The organism is Aquimarina ulvae, from assembly GCF_053613295.3.
Genome location: NZ_JBSIBP030000002.1, coordinates 376,343 through 397,424, shown reverse-complemented (window position 1 = coordinate 397,424; position 21,082 = coordinate 376,343). Strand labels below are relative to the sequence as shown.

General features: G+C 32.9%; 18 protein-coding genes and 1 riboswitch. Of the genes, 16 read left to right on the top strand and 2 right to left on the bottom strand.

The genetic code is table 11. The features are described from left to right. The first annotated feature begins 33 nt into the window (after positions 1–33). The 5 genes from rpmA to ACWGOQ_RS05335 all read left to right on the top strand — a co-directional run bounded on the left by rpmA (position 34) and on the right by ACWGOQ_RS05335 (position 6,496). Positions 34–294 (top strand): 50S ribosomal protein L27, encoded by a 261-nt coding sequence (gene rpmA, locus ACWGOQ_RS05355; RefSeq protein WP_452056157.1) that lies wholly within the window; start codon positions 34–36, stop codon positions 292–294. A 96-nt stretch (positions 295–390) separates the two neighbouring features. After that, positions 391–726: a hypothetical protein gene (locus tag ACWGOQ_RS05350; protein ID WP_452056158.1), complete on the top strand. Its 336-nt coding sequence runs from the start codon at positions 391–393 to the stop codon at positions 724–726. A gap of 108 nt (positions 727–834) precedes the next feature. After that, on the top strand, positions 835–2,424 hold the full coding sequence (locus ACWGOQ_RS05345) for a tetratricopeptide repeat protein (protein WP_452056159.1): 1,590 nt from the start codon (positions 835–837) through the stop codon (positions 2,422–2,424). A 176-nt stretch (positions 2,425–2,600) separates the two neighbouring features. Next, positions 2,601–5,468, top strand: coding sequence for a TonB-dependent receptor (locus tag ACWGOQ_RS05340; RefSeq protein WP_452056160.1), 2,868 nt, complete (start codon positions 2,601–2,603; stop codon positions 5,466–5,468). A gap of 17 nt (positions 5,469–5,485) precedes the next feature. Beyond that, positions 5,486–6,496, top strand: coding sequence for a phytase (locus tag ACWGOQ_RS05335; RefSeq protein WP_452056161.1), 1,011 nt, complete (start codon positions 5,486–5,488; stop codon positions 6,494–6,496). A 118-nt stretch (positions 6,497–6,614) separates the two neighbouring features. On the opposite strand, the gene ahcY is transcribed toward ACWGOQ_RS05335, so the two are convergent. Beyond that, complete coding sequence (gene ahcY, locus ACWGOQ_RS05330; RefSeq protein WP_452056162.1) at positions 6,615–7,931, bottom strand: adenosylhomocysteinase; 1,317 nt, start codon at positions 7,929–7,931, stop codon at positions 6,615–6,617. Positions 7,932–8,069: 138 nt separating this feature from the next. On the opposite strand from ahcY, the gene ACWGOQ_RS05325 reads away from it, so the two are divergent. The 8 genes from ACWGOQ_RS05325 (at position 8,070) to ACWGOQ_RS05290 (ending at position 14,215) form a co-directional block, all read left to right on the top strand. Next, positions 8,070–8,702, top strand: a complete 633-nt coding sequence (locus tag ACWGOQ_RS05325) for a 4'-phosphopantetheinyl transferase family protein (protein WP_452056163.1) — start codon at positions 8,070–8,072, stop codon at positions 8,700–8,702. A gap of 33 nt (positions 8,703–8,735) precedes the next feature. Continuing rightward, positions 8,736–8,996 (top strand): thiamine-binding protein, encoded by a 261-nt coding sequence (locus ACWGOQ_RS05320; protein WP_452056164.1) that lies wholly within the window; start codon positions 8,736–8,738, stop codon positions 8,994–8,996. Further along, entirely contained in the window at positions 8,980–9,612 is a 633-nt protein-coding gene (gene pnuC / locus ACWGOQ_RS05315; RefSeq protein ID WP_452056165.1) for a nicotinamide riboside transporter PnuC, read from the top strand. Before ACWGOQ_RS05320 ends, pnuC begins: the two co-directional genes overlap by 17 nt. Further along, on the top strand, positions 9,573–10,136 hold the full coding sequence (locus ACWGOQ_RS05310; protein WP_452056166.1) for an ATP/GTP-binding protein: 564 nt from the start codon (positions 9,573–9,575) through the stop codon (positions 10,134–10,136). The genes pnuC and ACWGOQ_RS05310 overlap by 40 nt, the downstream gene beginning before the upstream one ends. Before the next feature lies 1 nt (position 10,137). After that, positions 10,138–11,703: a DUF4301 family protein gene (locus ACWGOQ_RS05305; RefSeq protein WP_452056167.1), complete on the top strand. Its 1,566-nt coding sequence runs from the start codon at positions 10,138–10,140 to the stop codon at positions 11,701–11,703. Further along, positions 11,700–12,101, top strand: a complete 402-nt coding sequence (arfB, locus tag ACWGOQ_RS05300; RefSeq protein WP_452056168.1) for an alternative ribosome rescue aminoacyl-tRNA hydrolase ArfB — start codon at positions 11,700–11,702, stop codon at positions 12,099–12,101. The genes ACWGOQ_RS05305 and arfB overlap by 4 nt, the downstream gene beginning before the upstream one ends. A gap of 247 nt (positions 12,102–12,348) precedes the next feature. Continuing rightward, the gene (locus ACWGOQ_RS05295; protein ID WP_452056169.1) at positions 12,349–12,678 is read left to right on the top strand and encodes a hypothetical protein; all 330 of its coding nucleotides are present in this window, start codon (positions 12,349–12,351) and stop codon (positions 12,676–12,678) included. Between the two features lie 184 nt (positions 12,679–12,862). After that, a complete protein-coding gene (locus ACWGOQ_RS05290) occupies positions 12,863–14,215 on the top strand; it encodes a sigma-54-dependent transcriptional regulator (protein ID WP_452056170.1) in 1,353 nt (450 codons plus the stop codon). Here ACWGOQ_RS05290 and ACWGOQ_RS05285 read toward each other — a convergent pair. Beyond that, positions 14,212–16,644: a hybrid sensor histidine kinase/response regulator gene (locus ACWGOQ_RS05285; protein WP_452056171.1), complete on the bottom strand. Its 2,433-nt coding sequence runs from the start codon at positions 16,642–16,644 to the stop codon at positions 14,212–14,214. The two genes, ACWGOQ_RS05290 and ACWGOQ_RS05285, sit on opposite strands and share 4 nt — an antisense overlap. 325 nt (positions 16,645–16,969) lie before the next feature. Here ACWGOQ_RS05285 and ACWGOQ_RS05280 point away from each other — a divergent pair, with 325 nt between their 5' ends. From ACWGOQ_RS05280 to thiS, 3 genes are all read left to right on the top strand, one after another. After that, a complete protein-coding gene (locus ACWGOQ_RS05280; protein WP_452056172.1) occupies positions 16,970–19,159 on the top strand; it encodes a TonB-dependent receptor in 2,190 nt (729 codons plus the stop codon). 179 nt (positions 19,160–19,338) lie between these two features. After that, positions 19,339–20,589, top strand: a complete 1,251-nt coding sequence (locus ACWGOQ_RS05275; RefSeq protein ID WP_452056173.1) for a C10 family peptidase — start codon at positions 19,339–19,341, stop codon at positions 20,587–20,589. A 70-nt stretch (positions 20,590–20,659) separates the two neighbouring features. After that, positions 20,660–20,757, top strand: a riboswitch (TPP riboswitch). 79 nt (positions 20,758–20,836) lie between these two features. Continuing rightward, positions 20,837–21,037 carry a sulfur carrier protein ThiS gene (thiS, locus tag ACWGOQ_RS05270; protein WP_108804857.1) on the top strand — a complete coding sequence of 67 codons (201 nt, stop codon included), beginning with the start codon at positions 20,837–20,839 and terminating at the stop codon, positions 21,035–21,037. Positions 21,038–21,082: the final 45 nt, after the last annotated feature.

Below are 21,082 nucleotides of genomic sequence, written 5' to 3'. Positions count from 1 at the left end.
ACGTTATTATTAACGATATAAAACCTTAAGAAAATGGCTCATAAAAAAGGAGTTGGTAGTTCTAAGAATGGTAGGGAATCAGAATCGAAGCGTTTAGGTGTTAAGATTTTTGGAGGACAAGCTGCCATCGCTGGTAACATCATTGTAAGACAAAGAGGTACAGCGCACAAACCCGGTGAGAATGTTTACGCTGGTAAAGACCACACACTACATGCCAAAATTGATGGTGTGGTAAAATTTACTAAGAAAAAAGATAATAAATCTTATGTTTCTATAGTTCCTTTTGAAGCATAAGGATCTTTTTCCTTTGTGACATATACAAAAGCTCTTTTCAAGTTTACTTGAAAAGAGCTTTTTTTGTTTCATTATATTTACTAAAATAATTTCATTATGAAAGCAATGATTACGAGAATTATAGGTTGCCTAATTTTCCTATTAATTACAACTACGGTTACTTCACAGGATATTCCTAAGTATGATTTTCTAGAAGTTATTGTAATACAGAAAGCTAATAATAGTGGACGTGTCAAAAGAATTAAAGTTCAGGAACAAAAATCATTAGAAGGGAAACGTATAACAATTAAACAATTAGAGGATCTGGAAGGGACTTCAGATTTATTAAATTATATGAATACTGCCAATTGGGAGTTTGTTGATCGCCAATCTGTGGTATCCGAAGAAAATGATCCGGTATGGATGAGTTATATTTTTAGGAAGAAGAAATAAAGATTAAGGTGTAACATAAAAATAATATCTAAGTAACATTCTATAATAGGTATATCACTAGATTTATGAGATTTTTACTTTTTAGTAAGAGTTTTGTAATAGATTTTTATGAGACAAAAATTGTTATGGTTGCCTATATGTATATTCTTAATTATTTCTTTTTGTAAAGTTGATGCACAGGTTGATAATAGTTTAGAAAAGGATAAGAAGCAGATTGATGATGCATTGCAGATTTTAAGAGTAGAGTTAAGGACTGCACAGAAAGATGGATCACCTATTAGTATTGCTGAGAAGTATTTTTTTTTAGGAGGCTTTTATCAAAACGCAAGGGTATATGATGAGGCTTTAGAACAATATAATAAAGCTTTAGTTTTAATTGAAGAGAAAGACGCTCTTTTTGTTCTTATCAAAAATGAGATAGGTAAGATATATCTCTCTACAAAGAGTTTTCCTAAAGCTAAGCAGTATTTCAATCAGAGCCAATTAACATCTTCTAAGTTCGGATATAAAAAAGGAGTAGCTATTGCTAAAAGATTACTAGGATCTTGTTTTGAAAAAGAAGGCGATTACCTTAGTGCTTTGCAATATCAAAAAGAGAGCCTTAAAATATACTCGGAACTTAAGAATATAGAGGGTGTTGCTGTTGTAAATGAGAACTTAGGTAGTATATATGAAGATTTAGAACAGTATGATGTAGCTTATGAATATTTTAAAAAGTCAAACGAGTACTTTGAAAAAATGGACAAAGCTGGAAAAATCAGTGTTTTTAATAATCTAGGGGATATATGTAGAAAAACTGGAAATTATAGCAAAGCTATCGAATATACCAATAAAGCGCATCAATGGGCGCTGTATTTTCAGGATAAATATCAAATTAAAAGCGCTCACAAGGATCTTTCTAAAACGTATAACCTTATGGGAGATTTTAAAAAGGCTTTTGATCATCTTTCTAAAAGTGAAAAAGTTAATGAAGAGCTTATTTTGTCTGAAAATATTAATCAACTGAATACACTTCAGGTAATTTATGAAACCAAACAAAAAGAAGCTCAAATAGGTGCGTTATTACAGCAAAAAGAAATTAGTCGTGCTAATCAAAACCTGTTATTAGTTAGTTTAGCTGCAATTATGTTAATTGTAGGAGTTTTATATATTTATTATAGAAAGAAAGGGAAAGAGAGCTTGAAAATTCGAGAGTTTGAACAAAGAACTTTAAAAGCAGAATTAGAGAAAAAGGAGTTTGAAGAAAAAAACTTACAAAAAGAAATTCACTTAAAAACATCTACCTTATCCAGATATAGTCTTCATCTGTCTCAAAAAAATAAAATCCTATCTGATTTGTCTTCTACCTTATCCAATATAACTGATAGAAAAGGGATAGATGTAAATACTAATATAAAACGTATAGTAAAAGAGATTGATTTTAATTTAAAACAAGAAAAAGAATGGGATGAGTTCCATAATTTTTTTAAAGAGATTCATCCAGATTTTATTAAGAGATTATCCCAGTTGTCAGAAGACAAACTATCACCTGCAGAGTTACGTTTAGGGATGTTATTACGACTCAATTTATCTTCAAAAGAAATTGCTTCCATTCTTAGAGTTACTCCAGACAGTGTAAGAGTAGCTCGTTATCGATTACGAAAAAAATTACCTATCAATCAGAAAGAAGAGTTGGTAAATTTTATGATCGCTTTGTAGCATAAATAGAAAAATGATCTATTCATTTAGTTTATGTTATTGTAATGTAAATAAATCTTAATTGTTGCCTTGTTGTTTATCACGATCAAAGAAATTGTTTATCCTTTGTTGCTTTATGTTTTTAAAGTAAAACATTGCGTTGCAGTAGTTTTATAGTGATTTTAAAACACTAACAAATGACACCAATCAAATTACTAAAATTAGTATCTGTAACGCTTATTTTCTCTTTGAGCACACAGTTTGTACAAGCCCAAAAGGGTTCTGTTAAAGGAATTATTACTGATGAGAACGGAATCTCTATGCCAGGAGCTTCTATTATAATTAATTCGATAAATAAAGCAATCATTTCTGATTTTGATGGAAAGTTTACACTGGTTAATATCGAGGAAGGTAGTTATACGATCTTAGTGAAATACCTAGGATATGCTGATTTAGAACAAAAAGTAAATGTATCTTCTTCTCGAACTACGTTTGTCTCTTTATCATTAAAAACAGAAGGTGTTCTATTAGATGATGTTACTATTTCAGGTTATGGAAATAGCGGGCAGGCAAGAGCTTTAAATATGCAGAAGAACAATATTAATATCACTAATGTGGTATCAACTGATCAAATAGGAAAATTTCCTGATGCTAATATCGGAGATGCGGTAAAGCGTATTCCTGGAATAACGATGCAAGTAGATCAGGGAGAGGCACGAAATATTATTGTAAGAGGTCTATCGCCTCAGTTAAATTCGGTAACATTAAATGGAAGTAGAATCCCTTCTGCAGAAGGTGATAATAGAAATGTACAGATGGATTTAATACCGTCGGATATGATTCAAACCATAGAGGTTAATAAGGCAGTAACTCCCGATATGGAAGCAGATGCTTTGGGAGGATCCGTAAATCTGGTAACTAGAACAGCTCCACAAGGGTTTAGACTTTCTGCTACTTTGGGTTCAGGAATTAATTTCATTACAGATAAAAGAATATTAAATGGTTCCTTTTTAGTTGGAGATCGATCTAAAAACAAAAAGTTTGGATGGATGTTATCAGCATCAATTAACGATAATGATTTTGGGTCTGATAATATCGAGGCGCAATGGACAGATGCGTTTGAGTTTTATACTGGTGTTGATGATGCCGATGGTGAACCAATATTGGATGAGGTTTCTGTAAATCCATATACAAATGAATTTCAGATAAGAACATATCTTGTTCAGAGAATTAGAAGAAGTTTTGCAGCGAATTTTGATTACGAATTTGATAATAACAATTCGATGTATTTGAAAACAATTTATAACTGGCGTGATGATAGAGAAAATAGATTTCGTTTAGAGCATCAAATGTTAGATGCAGAGGATATCGAAGCAGGCGATTTTGAGGTGGTAAATGGAAATCTTACTCGTTTTCCTGTCGAAGTAGCACGACAAACGAAAGGTGGAATCGATAATAATAGGAGCAAAAATCGAAGGTTAGAAGATCAACGCATGCAGAATTATAGTTTGGGTGGAGATCATTTGTTTGGAAATGTTAAGATAGATTGGATGGCATCGTTTGCCAAAGCATCAGAGGAAAGACTTAATGAAAGATATGCGGAATATCAATCAGAATATAGTATAATTAATGACAATTCTGATCCAGAATTCCCGATATATACACCTGTTAATAGTGGCGACGCCAATGATGTATCCGCTTTTGAATTCGGGGAGATTACCGAAGAAAATCAATATACAGAAGAGCAAGATATTAACTTCTTTGTAAATGCAGAATTACCCTCTGATTTTTTTGGTAATGGTAATGGAACTATAAAGTTTGGAATACGAAGTAGATTGAAAAGTAAATTAAGAGATAATGACTTTTTTGATTTTGATTTAGAAGGAGGTTTTCCTACGTTGGCAGATGTTCCTACGCGTAATTATAGTGATCCTGATTTTCTTGCTGGAAGTCAATACCAAGCTGGATTATATGCAGATGAAAGATGGTTAGGAAGTCTTAGTCTTGTAGATGGAGAATCAGTTCCTGATGAGTTTTTAAGAGCTAATTATGATGTAGAAGAAGATGTGTTGGCAGGATATCTTATGGCTAATCAAAAGCTTTCGGAAAAGTTTAGCGTTTTGGCAGGTGTTAGATTAGAGCATACCAAAATTAATGCTACTGGAAATCAAATTGAAGATGAAGAGAATAGGGTTGGTGAAGTAACAGAAGAACAATCTTATATAAACGTGTTACCAGGAATACATTTGAAATATGATCTTAATTCGCAAACCGTTTTTAGATTTGCTTGGACCAATACATTGGCAAGGCCAAATTATGTGGATTTAGTACCGTCTCTTGATGTGTTGTTTGGGGATGAAGAGATTGTTACAGGTAACCCTGATCTTGACCCAACTACTTCTATGAATTTTGATGTAATGGCCGAACATTATTTTAAATCTGTTGGAATATTATCCGGAGGTCTGTTTTACAAAAAAATAGATAATTTTATTTATACGTTTAGAGGAGAAACCGAGGATGATCGATTTGGTACAGGGACAGAGGGATTTGATATTTTTCAGCCGCTTAACGGAGAAAATGCTTCTATTTTTGGAGCAGAGTTATCTATTCAGCGCCAACTAGATTTTTTACCTGGCTTTGCTAAGAATTTTAGTGTATATCTTAATTACACATTTCTTACTTCTAATGCAGATGGAATCCGAAATGAAGATGGAGAAGAAAGGTCAGATCTCGACCTTCCGAATACGTCACCAAATATGTTCAACGGATCTTTAGGATATAACAATAATAAGTTAAGTTTACGATTATCTGCTAATTTTTCTGATGCATATATAGATGAGATAGGTGGAAATTCTTTTGAAGATAGATATTATGACAAACAGTTTTTTCTGGATTTCAATGTAAGTTATGCAATTACGAAGAATTTAAGTGTTTATGCGGATTTAAATAATATTACCAATCAACCATTACGTTTCTATCAGGGAATATCACAACGAACAATGCAGGCAGAGTATTACGAAAGGCGCCTTACTTTTGGTTTGAAATATGATCTTTTTAAGAAATAATACTGATACTTTATTTTATGAAAATTTATAGACTAATTCTTTTAGTGAGTACTTCACTTATTATTTCGTGCGATAAAAAAGAACCGTTAATCAAACCAGATTTGATTACAGAAAAAGTGTTACATGATACTGATGATCCTGCTATATGGGTTCATCCAACTGATCCTTCGAAAAGTATAATTTTTGGAACCGATAAAGATACTAATGGGGCTATTTATGCTTTTAATTTAGATGGGAAAGTAATTCCAGAAAAAGTGATCAGAGATATAAAATACCCAAATAATATCGATTTGGAATATGGATTTCGGTTACATGACGCTACTACAACAGATATTATTGTTTTTACTGAAAGAGAAAAAAATCAAATCCGCTTGTTTTCGGTTCCAGATATGAAACCACTTGATGGTGGTGGTTTTCCTGTTTTTGAAGATGAAAAAAATCTAGAGTTAAGAAGACCTATGGGAATAGGTTTGTATAAAAACCCGAATAATCATAGTGTTACTGCAATCGTAAGTAGGAAATCAGGACCAGATAATGGTTATCTATACCAATATCAATTGGTAAGTGATAGTTTGGGAGTACACGCTAAGTTAGTTAGGAAATTTGGAAAGTTTAGTCAGCAAAAGGAGATAGAAGCGATAGCGGTAGACGATGAGCTTGGATTTGTATATTATTCTGATGAAGGTGTAGGTATTAGAAAATATTATGCAGATACTGAGATGGGAAATGAAGAATTGGCTTTATTTGGAGGTGAATTTTTTAAAAAAGATATTGAAGGTATTGCGATTGCTTCTAAAGAAAATGGTGAGGGTTTTTTAATTGTGTCTGACCAGCAAAAGGGACAGTTTAATGTGTTTTCTAGAAAAGATAATAGTTATATTAAAGCGATAAATCTAGGAACTACAGCAACAGATGGATGCGATGTAGTAACAATTCCCTTGGGTGCTACTTTTACAAAAGGTCTTTTTGTGGCAATGAATGAACAAAAGGACTTTTATCTCTATAACTTAGGTAGATTGGGGTTGTAAACTTATTCATAGTTTAAGCTAATAAAAAAACTCCTTGTTCTAGACAAGGAGTTTTTTATAACATATTCCTGCTAAAAACTTAAAATTAAGTTTAAGTGCAGGAATTATAATCTGAATTTTAGTATCTATAATGTTCAGGTTTATATGGACCTTCGACAGTTACTCCTATGTACTCAGCTTGCTCATTACGCAATTCTGTTAATTCAACTCCGATCTTTTCTAAGTGAAGTTTTGCCACTTTTTCGTCTAAATGTTTTGGCAACATATATACTTCATTATCGTATTGATTGCTATTTTTCCAAAGTTCGATCTGAGCTAATGTTTGGTTTGTAAAGGAATTACTCATCACAAAACTTGGATGACCTGTTGCACAACCAAGGTTTACTAAACGACCTTCGGCAAGAATGATCACATCATTTCCATTTACATTATATTTGTCAACCTGTGGCTTGATAGTATCCTTCGTGTGTCCATGATTTTTATTTAACCATGCCATGTCGATTTCGTTATCAAAATGCCCAATATTACACACGATAGCTTTATCTTTTAGTGCTTCAAAATGAGGCCCTTGAACGATGTCTTTATTTCCTGTGGTAGTAATTACGATATCAGCATTTCCGATTACGGTTTCTAATTTCTTTACCTCAAAACCATCCATAGCAGCTTGTAATGCACAAATAGGGTCTATTTCGGTTACTGTAACGATACTCCCAGCTCCTTTAAAAGAAGCAGCAGTACCCTTACCAACATCTCCATAACCACAAACGACTACTCGTTTTCCTGCTAACATAATATCAGTTGCTCTTCTGATAGCGTCTACAGCACTTTCTTTACAGCCGTATTTGTTGTCAAATTTAGATTTAGTAACAGAATCGTTGATGTTGATAGCGGGCATTGGTAAAGTTCCCTTTTTTACACGCTCATATAAGCGGTGAACACCCGTTGTAGTTTCTTCTGATAAACCTTTGATTCCTTCAGTCAATTCTGGGTATCTATCCAATACCATATTGGTTAAATCCCCACCATCATCAAGGATCATATTAAGTGGTTTACGGTCTTCTCCGAAGAACAAGGTTTGCTCGATACACCAATCAAACTCTTCTTCATTCATTCCTTTCCAAGCATATACCGGTATTCCCGCTTCAGCAATTGCTGCTGCTGCTTGATCTTGTGTAGAGAAAATATTACAGGAACTCCAAGTAACTTCGGCACCAAGAGCTTGTAGTGTTTCTATCAATACTGCGGTCTGAATAGTCATATGGAGACAACCTGCAATGCGAGCGCCTTTTAGAGGTTGCTCATCTTTATACTCTTCTCTAAGAGACATAAGACCTGGCATTTCAGCTTCAGCTAGTTCAATTTCTTTTCTTCCCCAGGCAGCCAATGAAATGTCTTTAACCTTGTAAGGAACATAAGGTACTGTTTTGGTACTCATAGTATATGTTTTATGTTTATGAAGTGCAATAATTCTAGTATTTCGCACTAAATTATTCTAAATTCGTCTTCGGAAAATCAAGCCACTGATGCCTTGAATTTCAGTTTGCAAAGGTACATAATAACTTTAATAATTCGTATGCCTCTTTACAAAACTATAACAGTAGATGAAAGTACTAATATATTGATTTGGAAGATAGAAGAGTCTTTTGAAGCGCTGTCTGAAAGAATTAAATTAACAGATCATTGCCGTAAAAGAGTAGATGGTATGAAATCTGATTTACATAAAAGAGGGTTTATGAGTGTACGGCATTTATTAGCCATTTTTGGGTATACCGATCACGATTTGTATTATGATGACTTTGGTAAACCGCACTTAAAAGATGGAAAACACATCTCCATTACCCATTCTTATGAGTACGCAGGGATTATCGTAAGTGATAAACTGGTTGGTATTGATATTGAAAAGCAACGTGATAAGATTCTTAGGATTGCCCATAAATTTGTAGCATCAGAACAAGAATATGTGGATCAGCAAGAACAGGATAAGATCCGTATGCTAACCGTAATTTGGGGAGGCAAAGAATCTTTATATAAACTATACGGAACTGCCGGATTAAGTTTTGAACAGCATATTCATATTTCAGCATTTGATTTTACAATACCATTTACTACGGGAAGTATCCATCATGAAGATAATATTAGCCATTACGATATAACTTTTTTAGAGTTTGATGGCTTTACTTGTGTCTATGCTTTGCCTTATGTCTAACTTACTATGATTAAAACCTGAAAATTTATACCCATGCAAATATCAGTAGAGTTAACACTTACACCATTACAAGATAATTTCGAACAACATATTATTCAATTTATAAAAAGGTTACGGGATTCAGAATTTAAAGTCTTGGAAAACCCATTAAGTACTCAGGTTTATGGAGAGTACGATAAGTTGATGCCATTTATTACAGAAGAAATTAAGAAAGCTTTTGGCGATATGGAGCACGTTTTGGTATATATGAAAATGGTAAAAAGCAACAGAAGTAACTATGAGCCAAATTTTTGATTTTTTCTTTGGACAGTATGCTGATTATTCGACATTAGACATCTCATTAGAAATTATAGCAGTTTTATTTGGAATCGCTAGCGTTTTTTTTGCCTGGTTTAATAAAATATGGGTGTATCCTACTGGTTTAATTAGTACGTCGATATACGTATATTTGCTTCTAAAATGGTCTCTGTTAGGCGATATGATGATCAACGCATATTATTTTGTAATGAGTATATACGGTTGGTATATATGGACCAGAAAGGTAGATGATACCCATACAACTCCAATATCCAGAACAAATGTAAAAGAAAAGATAATAGAAATAGCCATTTTTGGAGCTACCCTAGTTTTTGTGTATTTTGTGTACCAAGTTTTTGATAAATGGAATGATTGGACAGCTTATGTAGATACATTGACTACTGCTATATTTTTTGTTGGCATGTGGTTAATGGCAAAAAGAAAAATTGAAAACTGGATTTTTTGGATCATTGGAGATATTATTTCTGTGCCGTTATACTTTTATAAAGGGTTTACCTTTTCTAGTTTTCAATATTTGATTTTTACAATTTTAGCTATTCAAGGGTACTTAGCATGGAAGAAAAGCTTAGACAAAACGTTAGTGACTGTATAAAGGTAGTGTTATTTGGTCCAGAATCTACGGGTAAAACTACTTTATCCAAACAATTAGCACAATATTACAAAGCTTCTTGGGTACCCGAATATATGCGAGAATATCTTCAGAAAAAATGGGATGCTACAAAAGAAGTATGCGCATACGAAGATTTGATTCCAATTGCCGAAGGACAAATGAAATTAGAAAAAGAGATTACCAATAGCGCAGATAGCATGGTGTTTTGTGACACGAATCTTCTTGAGATTAAGGTGTATTCTGAAGCTTATTATGATGGATCTGTTCCTGAAGCGATACGTAAATTTTCATTAGAAAATACGTATGATTTGTATCTTTTAACTTATATTGACACACCATGGATACCAGATGATCTAAGAGACAAACCAGATCAAAGAGAGGAAATGTTTTTACGTTTCAAAGAATCTTTGGAAAAAAATAATTGTAATTATTATATTTTGAAAGGAGATGTTACATTTCGATTTGAAAAAGCAAAAGAAATTATCGACCAACTAATAAACGATTAAAGTGAATATTACTGATAAAGATATTAAACTAATAACGTCCAAAGGTTTAACCGTAGAAAAAGTATTAGCTCAAATTGAGACATTTAAAAATGAAATTCCTTTTGTAGCCCTAAGAAGTGCCGCTACTTTAGATAATGGAGTTTTAAAATTCTCTGAACATTATCAAACCGAGTTGACTAAGTTATATGTATCAAGATCCTCGGATCTTGATACAGTCAAATTTGTGCCAGCTTCAGGGGCAGCAACAAGAATGTTTAAAGAGTTATTCAAATTCTTGGATAATTATGAATATGAAAAAGAAAGTCTAAATTCGTATACCAACCATGAAAAGGCAACCGCGATACGCCTTTTTTTAATTGGTTTGGAAAAATTCCCTTTTTACGATATCGTTCTGCAAAAGATAAAGAGTGCTTATCCCAATTTTGAATCGCTATCAGAAGGAAGACAGCTTTACATATTTATAGAAATGATGCTAAAGGAAAAAGGATTAAATTTTGGTTCGTACCCAAAAGGGTTGCTTCCTTTTCACAAATATTCAAATAGTATATCCACTTCTTTTGAAGAACACCTGTTTGAAGCTGCCGGTTATAATAAAAATGTTAAAGGGGATTCTAAATTGCATTTTACTATTTCCAAAGAGCATCTCGATGCATTTAAAGGTGAATTCGAAAGGATAAAGAAAAAAGTAGAAGAGAAAACAGATACTAATTTTATCATTACATATTCTTTTCAGAAACAAGAAACAGATACAATTGCCGTAGATAAAAATAACGAACCCTTTAGAACAGAAGATGGGTCGATATTGTTTAGACCAGGAGGTCACGGAGCATTGATAGAAAATCTAAATGATTTGGATTCAGATATTGTATATATTAAAAACATTGATAATGTAGTAGTCCGCAAATATCAAGATGAGGTGTCTGGATATAAGAAAGTATTAGCCGGAAAACTAATTGAGATTCAGGATGAAGTTTTTAGAATATTAAATGCGATAGATAAAAAGATTCCTACCGAAGCTGAATTGAAGGATATAAAGAAGTTTTTGGTACAGCAGCTCAATGTACGATTGCCATTGGATTTTGATAAGTTTTCTGAAAAATATAAACTACAATTTCTTAAAGAATCACTCAACAGACCTATTAGAGTTTGTGGTATGGTAATTAATGAAGGAGAACCGGGAGGTGGACCTTTCTGGATTAAAAAAGAGAATGGAAGGTTGGTTTTGCAAATTATAGAAGCGCCACAGATAAATGTAAAGGACCATAGACAACACGAAATTCTAAAAAGTGCCACTCATTTTAATCCGGTGGATCTGGTATGCGGAGTTCGTGATTATAAAGGAAATAAGTTTAACTTACTTGATTTTGTTGATCCCGATGCAGGCTTTATAACAACAAAATCCCTGAATGGTCAGCTATTAAAGGCATTGGAATTACCTGGATTGTGGAATGGTGCAATGGCAAATTGGATCAGTGTTTTTGTAGAGGTGCCATTAACAACGTTTAACCCTGTGAAAACGGTTAACGATTTGTTGAAGTCCGCACATCAGGTAAAACTTTTTTCGTGACGGTTTCGATTATCATAAAAGAGTTAAGATTTAAAGGTATAAGAAGCTCTGGTGCTGGAGGTCAACACGTTAACAAAGTATCTTCTAAGGTAGAACTGAGTTTTAATGTGTTGAATTCTGAAGGGATTACAAATGAGGAAAAATCGCGAATTATAAGCAGGTTAGCTTCTAGAATTAACAAATCAGGAAATTTGATCCTACAGTGTGGAGATACAAGAAGTCAGCACAGAAACAAAGAACTTATAACATGTAGATTTTTTGATATTATAAAGGCAAATCTACATAAAGCAAAACCTAGAAAATCTTCTCGACCCTCTAAAGCCTCCAGAAGAAAAAGATTGGAAAATAAAAAAATGCAAGCTTTAAAAAAAGCCAATCGAAAAAAACCACTGCTTTAGTAGCTTTACCTAAGTAGCGATTTAACCATAAACTTTATTTCTTCCTCCTCAGTTCAATCCACAAAAGCGTGTAAAATTTCTACGCTTTTATGTAGATTCTACAGATTTCTACAGATCCCTAATACAGATCATAAAGCACAACATAAAGAAAATCAATGTGTTATGCTGTATTTTGATTAAACTAAATTTTTGGAACAATTATTCCTTTATATATAAATGTAAAACAAGAGTTTACAATTATAATCAAATGAAAAATTTACAAATGATCATCGCTATAGTAGTTAGTATTATATCAGCACAAGGAGTGATAGCACAAGACGAGTTAGCTGAGAATGATGGATGGGAATTTATGGATTATGAATACGAATTGCAGGAGTATACTGAAATTGAGATCGTAGAGTTACCTATGGCGATTCAGGATGCAGCTGCGAAAGATTTTGAAAATTTACGAATATATCAAGCTTATATTTCTAAGGATAACACATATAAAGTTATTCTAAAAGGTAAAGATAACTATACAAAAGTTGTATTTGCAAGCGCTAATGGCGAATGGATAAAGCCGGACGACAAATCTTAAATCTAGGGGTAGAAAAGGATATCGTTTTGCAACCAAAAGACGATATAAAGTTGTTTAGTGCTAAAAAGAGACCCAATCCCAAGGGTCTCTTTTTTATTTTTTACTTTTCTTTATTGTTATAGAAAAATTAAATGTTTTTAATGTTTAATTTTATATAATACCTTTCGAACTAAATGATATCCATATGTCCAAATTACTGATAGTTGAAGACGATGTAGCTTTTTGTACAATGCTTAAAACTTTTTTGCAAAAAAAAGGATATGAGGTATCAACTTCATTTTCGGGTAATGAAGCTATCTTACAAATTCAAGAACATACATTTGATATTGTACTTACTGATGTAAGATTGCCGGATAGAGATGGTATTACCTTATTAGAAGATATTAGAGCAAAGAATCCAAATACCCAGGTGGTTATAATGACTGGATATGCAGAGATCGATATGGCTGTTAATGCTATTAAGCAAGGAGCATTCGATTACCTTTCTAAACCTTTTAATCCTGATAAGATACTACAGATTATCGAAAAGGCTTTACATACAGAAACCAAAGATCAGGAGTTTGTCAACAAGAAACCAATAGAAAAAGATAATATAACAACTCCTATAAATAGTTCTTTTGTAAAAGGGATCAGTGATGCTTCGAAAAAGCTAAATGAGTATGTTGCACTAGTTGCTCCTACACGTATGTCTGTTTTGGTTATAGGGGATAGTGGCACAGGAAAAGAATATGTAGCGAGCAGTATTCATAAGGCAAGCAAAAGAGCAGATAAACCTTTTGTTCCAGTAGATTGTGGGGCAATTCCCAAAGAAATAGCATCCAGTGAGTTTTTCGGTCATATTAAAGGGTCTTTTACCGGAGCGGTAAATGATAAAGTAGGTCATTTCGAAGCTGCAAATGGTGGCACACTCTTTTTAGATGAAATAGGAAATCTAAGCTATGAGTTGCAAGTACAACTCCTTAGAGCATTGCAAGAGCGTAAAATTAAGCCTGTAGGGAGTAATAAAGAAATTGATGTCGATATTCGTGTTATTGCAGCTACCAATGAAGATTTAAGCAATGCTGTAAAAGAAGGAGAATTTAGAGAAGATTTATATCATAGGTTAAATGAGTTTTCTATCAAAGTACCACCATTGAAGGATAGAATAGAGGATTTGATGTTGTTCGCCAATTATTTTCTAGAAGAATCTAATGCAGAACTTGACAAACATGTAGTTGGTTTTGCGGATGAGGTATTGGATACTTTTAAAAAATATGATTGGCCCGGAAACTTAAGAGAACTGAAGAATATTGTAAGAAGATCTGTATTACTTTCTCAAAATGATATGATTACTTTAGAGGTTTTACCTAACGATGTTGCATATGCTTCGCATCACGCTAAACAAACATATGGATTGTTTAAGAATCAAAATGAGCAGGAATTAATATTGGATGCTTTAGAAAAAGCAAACGGTAATAAAGCGAAAGCAGCACGAATGCTCGACATAGACAGGAAAACACTTTATAATAAACTAAAACAGTACGATATAAGCCTTTAGCTTCTGACTTTTAGTTTATCAATCAAGTCTTCTATTTTACATATTCCATCGGCTGTAAGTAAAAGGATTTCCTCTGTACTGAGATCATAAGCATTCTGGTGTTCCAGAGTGTCTAAAACGGGTATGATTTCTTTGGCCTTTAGTTGTTTAAACATCGGTAACATTTTATGAGCTAATCTCTTAATCTGTGTTACATCTTGTTTATCTATAGCATGTTTTAGTTCTTTGATATGATCTGTTGTACTATTGCAAAAAGTTTCTAAAATAGCATATAGAGAGTCAGAATCTCCCTGCGCAAAAAGCATCAGATCCCCCAACGAATAGTTGGCGTTTTTCTCCTGTTCAGGAATTGAATTTTCGTAGTCAATACTAGCTTCATCAATTTCTAAAGTTCGTACAATTAAATCTATTAAGGCTTGTGGAGCATAAGGTTTACGCAGACTTCCTGAAAAACCAGCTTCTTCATATTCTGATACCGTAGTGTCTGTTCTACCGGATAAAGCAATTACTGGTATATCTTTATAAACTGTATTTTCTCTAATGGCTTTTATAAGTTCAAAACCATCCATTTTTGGCATTTGAATATCTGTGAGAATCAGATCATATTGATTTTTCTTTAGAAGAGCCAAGGCATCCAGACCATTTTCGCATATATCATATGATAAACTAATTAACGACACCACTTCACTGGTTAGGTCCAATTGGCTAAGATCATCATCCACAATAAGAACTTTTTTATTAATAAAATGCTGTATTTCTAAAGGTTCATTTTCCTCCTCATAAATTTGAGTTTTAGCAAGCTTAATAGGAATGTAAAATGTAAAATTACTACCCCGGTCTGGATGACTCTCCAGTATGATGTTACCGTTGAGAAGTTGGATAATTTTTTTAGTAATAGCTAACCCTAATCCAAAACCTCCGTATTTTTTTTCTGTGTTATCATCTCCCTGAGAAAATTCTTCGAAAATGTATTTTTGCTGCTCTTTGGATATTCCAATACCAGTATCCTTTACAGAAATAACAAGCTCTTTTTCTGCAAGGCCATTTTGCTTAATTTTACTATCAATAGATATACATCCTTTGTCTGTAAATTTATAAGCATTATTGAGTAAATTGGTAAGTATTTGTTTAATTCTAAAAGGGTCTCCTAAGTATCTTTTATGAAGTTCTATGTCTGAATTTATTAAGACTTTTAAGTTCTTGTTATCATTTATAGGAATAACACTACTGATGGTGTTTTCTATCAATTTCTTTGGAGAAAAAGGTAATTCTTCTATTACCATTCTACCAGCTTCCAGTTTTGATAAATCCAGAAGATCGTTTACCAAATGAAGAATATAATCAGATGATTTTTTTAGGTGATCCAAGTAGTGTTTTTGCTTATTGTTTAATCCAGTTTTTTCTAATAAATCAGAATAACCAATAACGGTATTTAATGGAGAACGAAGATCGTGTGTTACAGTATTGATTAAGGATTCTCGGGTTTTTAACAGAGATTCTTTGTAAATTTTTTCTGCTTCTAATTCGTTTCGATATTTTTGACTCTTAGATACATCTTTTGTGATTAAGAAGAGAAATAAGATGGCAATTAATAAACTAATAGCTGTTATAATAATGATGAAATTAGCAGTTTTATCAAGAATATTATTCGACCTATCTAGTTTTGCAACATATTCTCTTCTCTCATTGGCTTCTATCGCAGCCATCAAATCACGAAGCTGTTTTGTGATAATTTGATCATTTTTTAAGAGCTTGTTTTCTCTAGCAGTAATTTGACGCTCGTATCTCCTATCCTTTTCTTCTACTTCGATTAATACTTTGTAAAAATGATTGGCGACAGAATCTAACGTCTGACTTGTTAAACGCTCTTCGTTATCTTTTTTTGACCAACTTAGCAGATTTTTTATTAATTTTTTTGTAGCAGGATTATAGTCCTCGATACGCTTATCCAAATCAAGATAATTACCGTATTCTTTACTTGATTTTTTAAGTTGATCAATTACATTTTCCTTTAGACCTTTTTCTTTTCGTTGTTCATATATAGCAATAAGTTTTTCGAAATTTTTGTTTTTGCTATCAATAAGCGTTTTAATACTATCAATTTTACTAGATTGAAACTTATCAAAAGACATTCCTGCAACCTGATCAATAGTGGTAATGATCGAATCAATTTTTATTTTGTAAGCCTCAAATTTTTCAGTGTCCGAAGTCTGAATTATGTTTCTGGTTAAACTTTCTGCCTCGTATAGTCCAGTTATTGCTTCTCCGACAAGGACTAACTTTTCATTATTATCATTTTTAATTTTTGTAATTTCAGAGTAGTTACTAAACTGTCTGTAAATCACCCAGAAAGCAATAATTGCCAAGACAATTGCTAATGTATACCCTGCAATTATTTTTAACGTAATAGAACGTTTTGTGTTTTTCATACTATCCTAACTTCAAAAAAACCGAAGCATTGTTTTTTATGTTTAATAAAGTTACGATAAATCAATTAAACGTAGTATTTTTGCGGCAAAATCTCAAAGGGGTGCCGAAATCCTGAAAAGTCATTTTCTGGAAGAAGCTGAGATCATACCCGATGAACCTGGGCAGGTAATGCTGCCAAGGGACAACCAAAAGCTAATGGATTCTTAATCGTGTCTTTTAGTTTTATAGGGAACATCAATAGTATTGTTTAGTCAGTACTTTTTTAATCAATTTAGTTTTAACCTTAGAATAATTACCCCTTTTATTCGTAATAATTTTTTACGAATGAAAAATGTATTATTTTATCTTACCATTTTATGCTTGAGTACTCAGGTAATGGCACAAGAGAAACAAAAGGATTCCATACCAGATGAGATCGAAAAATTAGATGAAGTCTTAGTAAAATCCGTTCGGGTTGATGCAGATTCACCTATTACACATTCTAATGTATCAAAAGAAGAACTAGCTACTCGTAACTTGGGTCAGGATATTCCTGTTTTGTTAAACTATTTACCCGGTGTGGTGACTACTACCGATGCAGGTGCAGGAGTAGGATACACATATATTCGTGTAAGAGGTAGTGATGCATCCAGAGTCAATGTAACCTTAAACGGAATTCCATTTAATGATGCAGAAAGTCAGGGAACGTTCTGGGTAAACCTACCAGATTTTGCTTCCTCGATAGAAAACTTACAATTACAACGAGGAGTAGGAACCTCTACAAATGGTTCTGGAGCGTTTGGAGCAAGTCTTAATTTACTAACGGATGCCATTTCCGAAAAGGCAAACGGAGAAATCGCTAATTCATTTGGATCTTTTGGCACAAGAAGGCACAACGTAAAGTTTAGTACAGGATTGCTAAATGATTATATCGAAATTGCGGGACGTTTATCTGCAGTCGCTTCAGACGGATACATCGACAGAGCATCTTCTGATCTAAAATCTTATTTCTTGCAGGGTTCGTATGTTGATGATAATACCTTGATCAAGGCAGTGACCTTTGGAGGGCACGAAATCACCTATCAATCCTGGTTTGGTATTGATGAAGCAACCTTAGAAACGGATCGAACTTTTAACCCTGCTGGTCAGTATACAGATGATGACGGAAATATTCGTTTTTATGATAACGAAGTAGATAACTACAAACAAGATCATTATCAATTACATTGGAACCAGAAATATAATAATTATTGGTCTACTAATGTGGGACTTAATTATACGTATGGTAGAGGGTTTTTTGAGCAGTATAAAGAAGATGAAGATTTTGCAGATTATGACTTTACTCCAATTACTATTGGAGGAGAAACTATTAATACTACAGATTTAGTTCGCCGTCGTTGGTTAGACAATGATTTTTATGTAATTAATGCCACTGCTAATTATAAGAATAATAATTTGGATGTTGATTTTGGCGCATTTTATAGTTTCTATGATGGAGATCATTTTGGAGAAGTAATTTGGGCGCAAAATGCAGGAGGATCAGAAATTAGGGATAACTATTATTTCGGTAATGGAAAGAAAAACGAATTTACCATTTTTGGAAAGACTACCTATAGAGTTAACAATAAATGGAGCGCATTTGTAGATTTACAAGGGCGTTTTGTAGGGTATAAAACAACTGGTTTAACATCCGATCGAGTTCCATTAGAAGTAGATGAAGACTATGATTTCTTCAATCCAAAATTGGGAACTACTTACCAAATCAATGCTTCTAATCAATTATATGCATCTTATGCAAGAGCGAATCGAGAGCCAAGAAGAAGCGATTTTGAAAATGGAATTAATACCGCAGAAAAACTTAATGATATCGAATTAGGGTGGAGATTTAATAAAAAAAGAACCGTTGTAAATGCTAATGTATACTACATGTGGTATAAGGACCAGTTAGTACTTACTGGAGCATTGGATGATGTAGGGGCACCTATAAGAGCTACAAGTGGAGAAAGCTTTCGTCTTGGAATTGAAATTGATGCAGATATTACGATAACAGATAAATTTATTGTTAGGCCCAATGTGGCAATTAGTGCTAATAAAAACAAAGACTTTTTTGCTACTGTAGATGGGGCTTTAACTAATCTTGGGTCAACTAATATTTCATATTCTCCAAATATTGTTGCGGGAAATATATTTGTATATCAGCCTCAAAAAAACCTTCAATTGTCTTTTCTTTCAAAATTTGTGGGAGAACAACATCTTAGTAATTTAGATAATGATAACCTTAAGCTAGATAGTTTTTTTGTAAATGACTTAAATATAGTTTATGAAATAAAAGGTATTTCGGTTTTTAAGTCTATTGTATTTACGGGGTTAATAAACAACATATTCGATATTGATTATGAATCTAATGGATATTCTTTTTCCCTCGGTGATGTGGCTGATAATCAAAGCCCAACAGGGCTAAGAACAGAATATTTTACCGGATTTTACCCTCAAGCAGGAATTAATTTTTTGATAGGAGCAACCTTGAAATTTTAAAAATTATCAGTAGATTTTATTTTAAGAGAACTTAATAATTATATGATATGATGAGTGTTACAGAAAAATAGTTTTTCTAGTCCTAAAAATTGATGTTTTTTGAAAATGTTCTAGTTGTAATTTTATATTTTAGATACTCTTTAAAATCATAAATTATTAACCAACATTCACAGAAAATTATGAAGAACATCAACACTTATCTCGTTTTGTTTGTCATCCTTTTAGCCTCTTGTCAAAAGGATGATGAAAACTTTGATTTACTTTTAAATGATCAGTTAAATCAAGAAGATACTAATTTTTTAAATCAGTCAGAAGCGGTTTCAATCGCTAATGAAATTTTTTCGAGTAAAACCAAATCATACAGTAGAAGAATTTTCAGTACGAATGGAAAAAAAAGGGGGATTTTCAACGTTGTACCAATAGGGCTTGATGAATCGAAAACTTCTTATTACATAATTAATTATAGTAATGGAGGTTTTATAATAATTTCTGCAGATAAAAGAGCTTTCCCTGTATTGGCTTTTTCTGAAGAAAATAATTTTGATACTGAGGTAGAAGCATATCCGAGTTTGCTGGTTGATTGGCTCGAATCACAAAACGAGTATATTGAAGATGTAAGAAATAATAATCAAGCGGATTCTTTAATATTTGCTTCCAAGGATTCTTGGAATATTGATGATATAGAAATATATATATCATCAAAATTAGATAACAGCGAAAGCTTTTCATTATCAAAATCACAAAATCCTGCTACCGGAACTTTGTCTTTTCAATATGGTCCTTTGTTATTAACTAATTGGGGTCAGGGAGTTGGTTATAATAATTCAGCTCCGTTTTTGGGGTGTAGTAATTATTCAAATGGAAGAGCACCTACTGGATGTGTGGCTACCGCAATGTCTCAAATAATGAAGCATTATCAATATCCCTCCACTTATAATTGGGGAGAAATGGCTAATAACACTGGGTCTGATGAAACATCAAGATTGATGAAAGATGCCGGAAATTCTGTCGGCATGGATTGGGGATGTAATGGCTCTGGAGCAGAAACAGAGGATGCAGCAAGTGCTTTGAAAAATACATTTGGTTATCTTTCGGCTAATTATAAGGATTTTAGTATATCCACTGCTTTAAGTGAACTTGGGGATGATTATCCGGTGATTTTGCGAGGTGGGGAAAGAGATACGGTTTGGCTTATTTTTAATGTTTATGAAAATGGCCATGCTTGGGTATGCGATGGAATAAGAGAATACAATGTGACTGTACAAATCCCTGGTCCTCGTGGACCTATAACAGTCTCTAGTAAAGCTTGGACCTATCATATGAATTGGGGATGGAGTGGAACGTTTAATGGATGGTACTCTGGTGATTGGAGAGTAAATAATGATTCTTTTAGTTATGAAGCAGGTATGATATATAATATTCGGAAATAATTTTAATTGAGAATAGGTTAAAAAAAACTTTTTTAACCTATTCTATTATATAAGTTCACTACTTTTATAAAATAAACTTTAGGGGTGTCTTCTAGTATTGAAGTCTGAGAAATACCCTTTGAACCTGATGCAGTTAGTACTGGCGAAGGGAAAAGTTAATCTCATTTCTTATAAATATATAAGAATTTGATTTTTCTTCTTAAAATAGGTTTTACCTAAAGTTTATGGATGTAACTCTAAAGAAAAGATGACCATAAACGTTAATAATCAAAAACAAATTATTTCAGAAAATAGTTCGATAGATTTTCTATTAGAAGAGTTATCACTTTCTAAAAACGGAATTGCTATTGCAATTAATAATCAAATCATAACCAAAGATACATGGAGTGATACCATCGTTAAGGTAAATGATGATGTTACAATCATTCGTGCTACACAAGGAGGATAAATAAAATACTAACTAGGCTTATTAAAAAGTTAAAACTACTTACTT

Excerpts from the sequence above, each read along its gene's own strand:
- rpmA (WP_452056157.1), top strand. The coding sequence starts at position 34 with ATGGCTCATAAAAAAGGAGTTGGTAGTTCTAAGAATGGTAGGGAATCA.
- ACWGOQ_RS05350 (WP_452056158.1), top strand. The coding sequence starts at position 391 with ATGAAAGCAATGATTACGAGAATTATAGGTTGCCTAATTTTCCTATTA.
- ACWGOQ_RS05345 (WP_452056159.1), top strand. The coding sequence starts at position 835 with ATGAGACAAAAATTGTTATGGTTGCCTATATGTATATTCTTAATTATT.
- ACWGOQ_RS05340 (WP_452056160.1), top strand. The coding sequence starts at position 2,601 with ATGACACCAATCAAATTACTAAAATTAGTATCTGTAACGCTTATTTTC.
- ACWGOQ_RS05335 (WP_452056161.1), top strand. The coding sequence starts at position 5,486 with ATGAAAATTTATAGACTAATTCTTTTAGTGAGTACTTCACTTATTATT.
- ahcY (WP_452056162.1), bottom strand. The coding sequence starts at position 7,931 with ATGAGTACCAAAACAGTACCTTATGTTCCTTACAAGGTTAAAGACATT.
- ACWGOQ_RS05325 (WP_452056163.1), top strand. The coding sequence starts at position 8,070 with ATGCCTCTTTACAAAACTATAACAGTAGATGAAAGTACTAATATATTG.
- ACWGOQ_RS05320 (WP_452056164.1), top strand. The coding sequence starts at position 8,736 with ATGCAAATATCAGTAGAGTTAACACTTACACCATTACAAGATAATTTC.
- pnuC (WP_452056165.1), top strand. The coding sequence starts at position 8,980 with ATGAGCCAAATTTTTGATTTTTTCTTTGGACAGTATGCTGATTATTCG.
- ACWGOQ_RS05310 (WP_452056166.1), top strand. The coding sequence starts at position 9,573 with ATGGAAGAAAAGCTTAGACAAAACGTTAGTGACTGTATAAAGGTAGTG.
- ACWGOQ_RS05295 (WP_452056169.1), top strand. The coding sequence starts at position 12,349 with ATGAAAAATTTACAAATGATCATCGCTATAGTAGTTAGTATTATATCA.
- ACWGOQ_RS05290 (WP_452056170.1), top strand. The coding sequence starts at position 12,863 with ATGTCCAAATTACTGATAGTTGAAGACGATGTAGCTTTTTGTACAATG.
- ACWGOQ_RS05285 (WP_452056171.1), bottom strand. The coding sequence starts at position 16,644 with ATGAAAAACACAAAACGTTCTATTACGTTAAAAATAATTGCAGGGTAT.
- ACWGOQ_RS05280 (WP_452056172.1), top strand. The coding sequence starts at position 16,970 with ATGAAAAATGTATTATTTTATCTTACCATTTTATGCTTGAGTACTCAG.
- ACWGOQ_RS05275 (WP_452056173.1), top strand. The coding sequence starts at position 19,339 with ATGAAGAACATCAACACTTATCTCGTTTTGTTTGTCATCCTTTTAGCC.
- thiS (WP_108804857.1), top strand. The coding sequence starts at position 20,837 with ATGACCATAAACGTTAATAATCAAAAACAAATTATTTCAGAAAATAGT.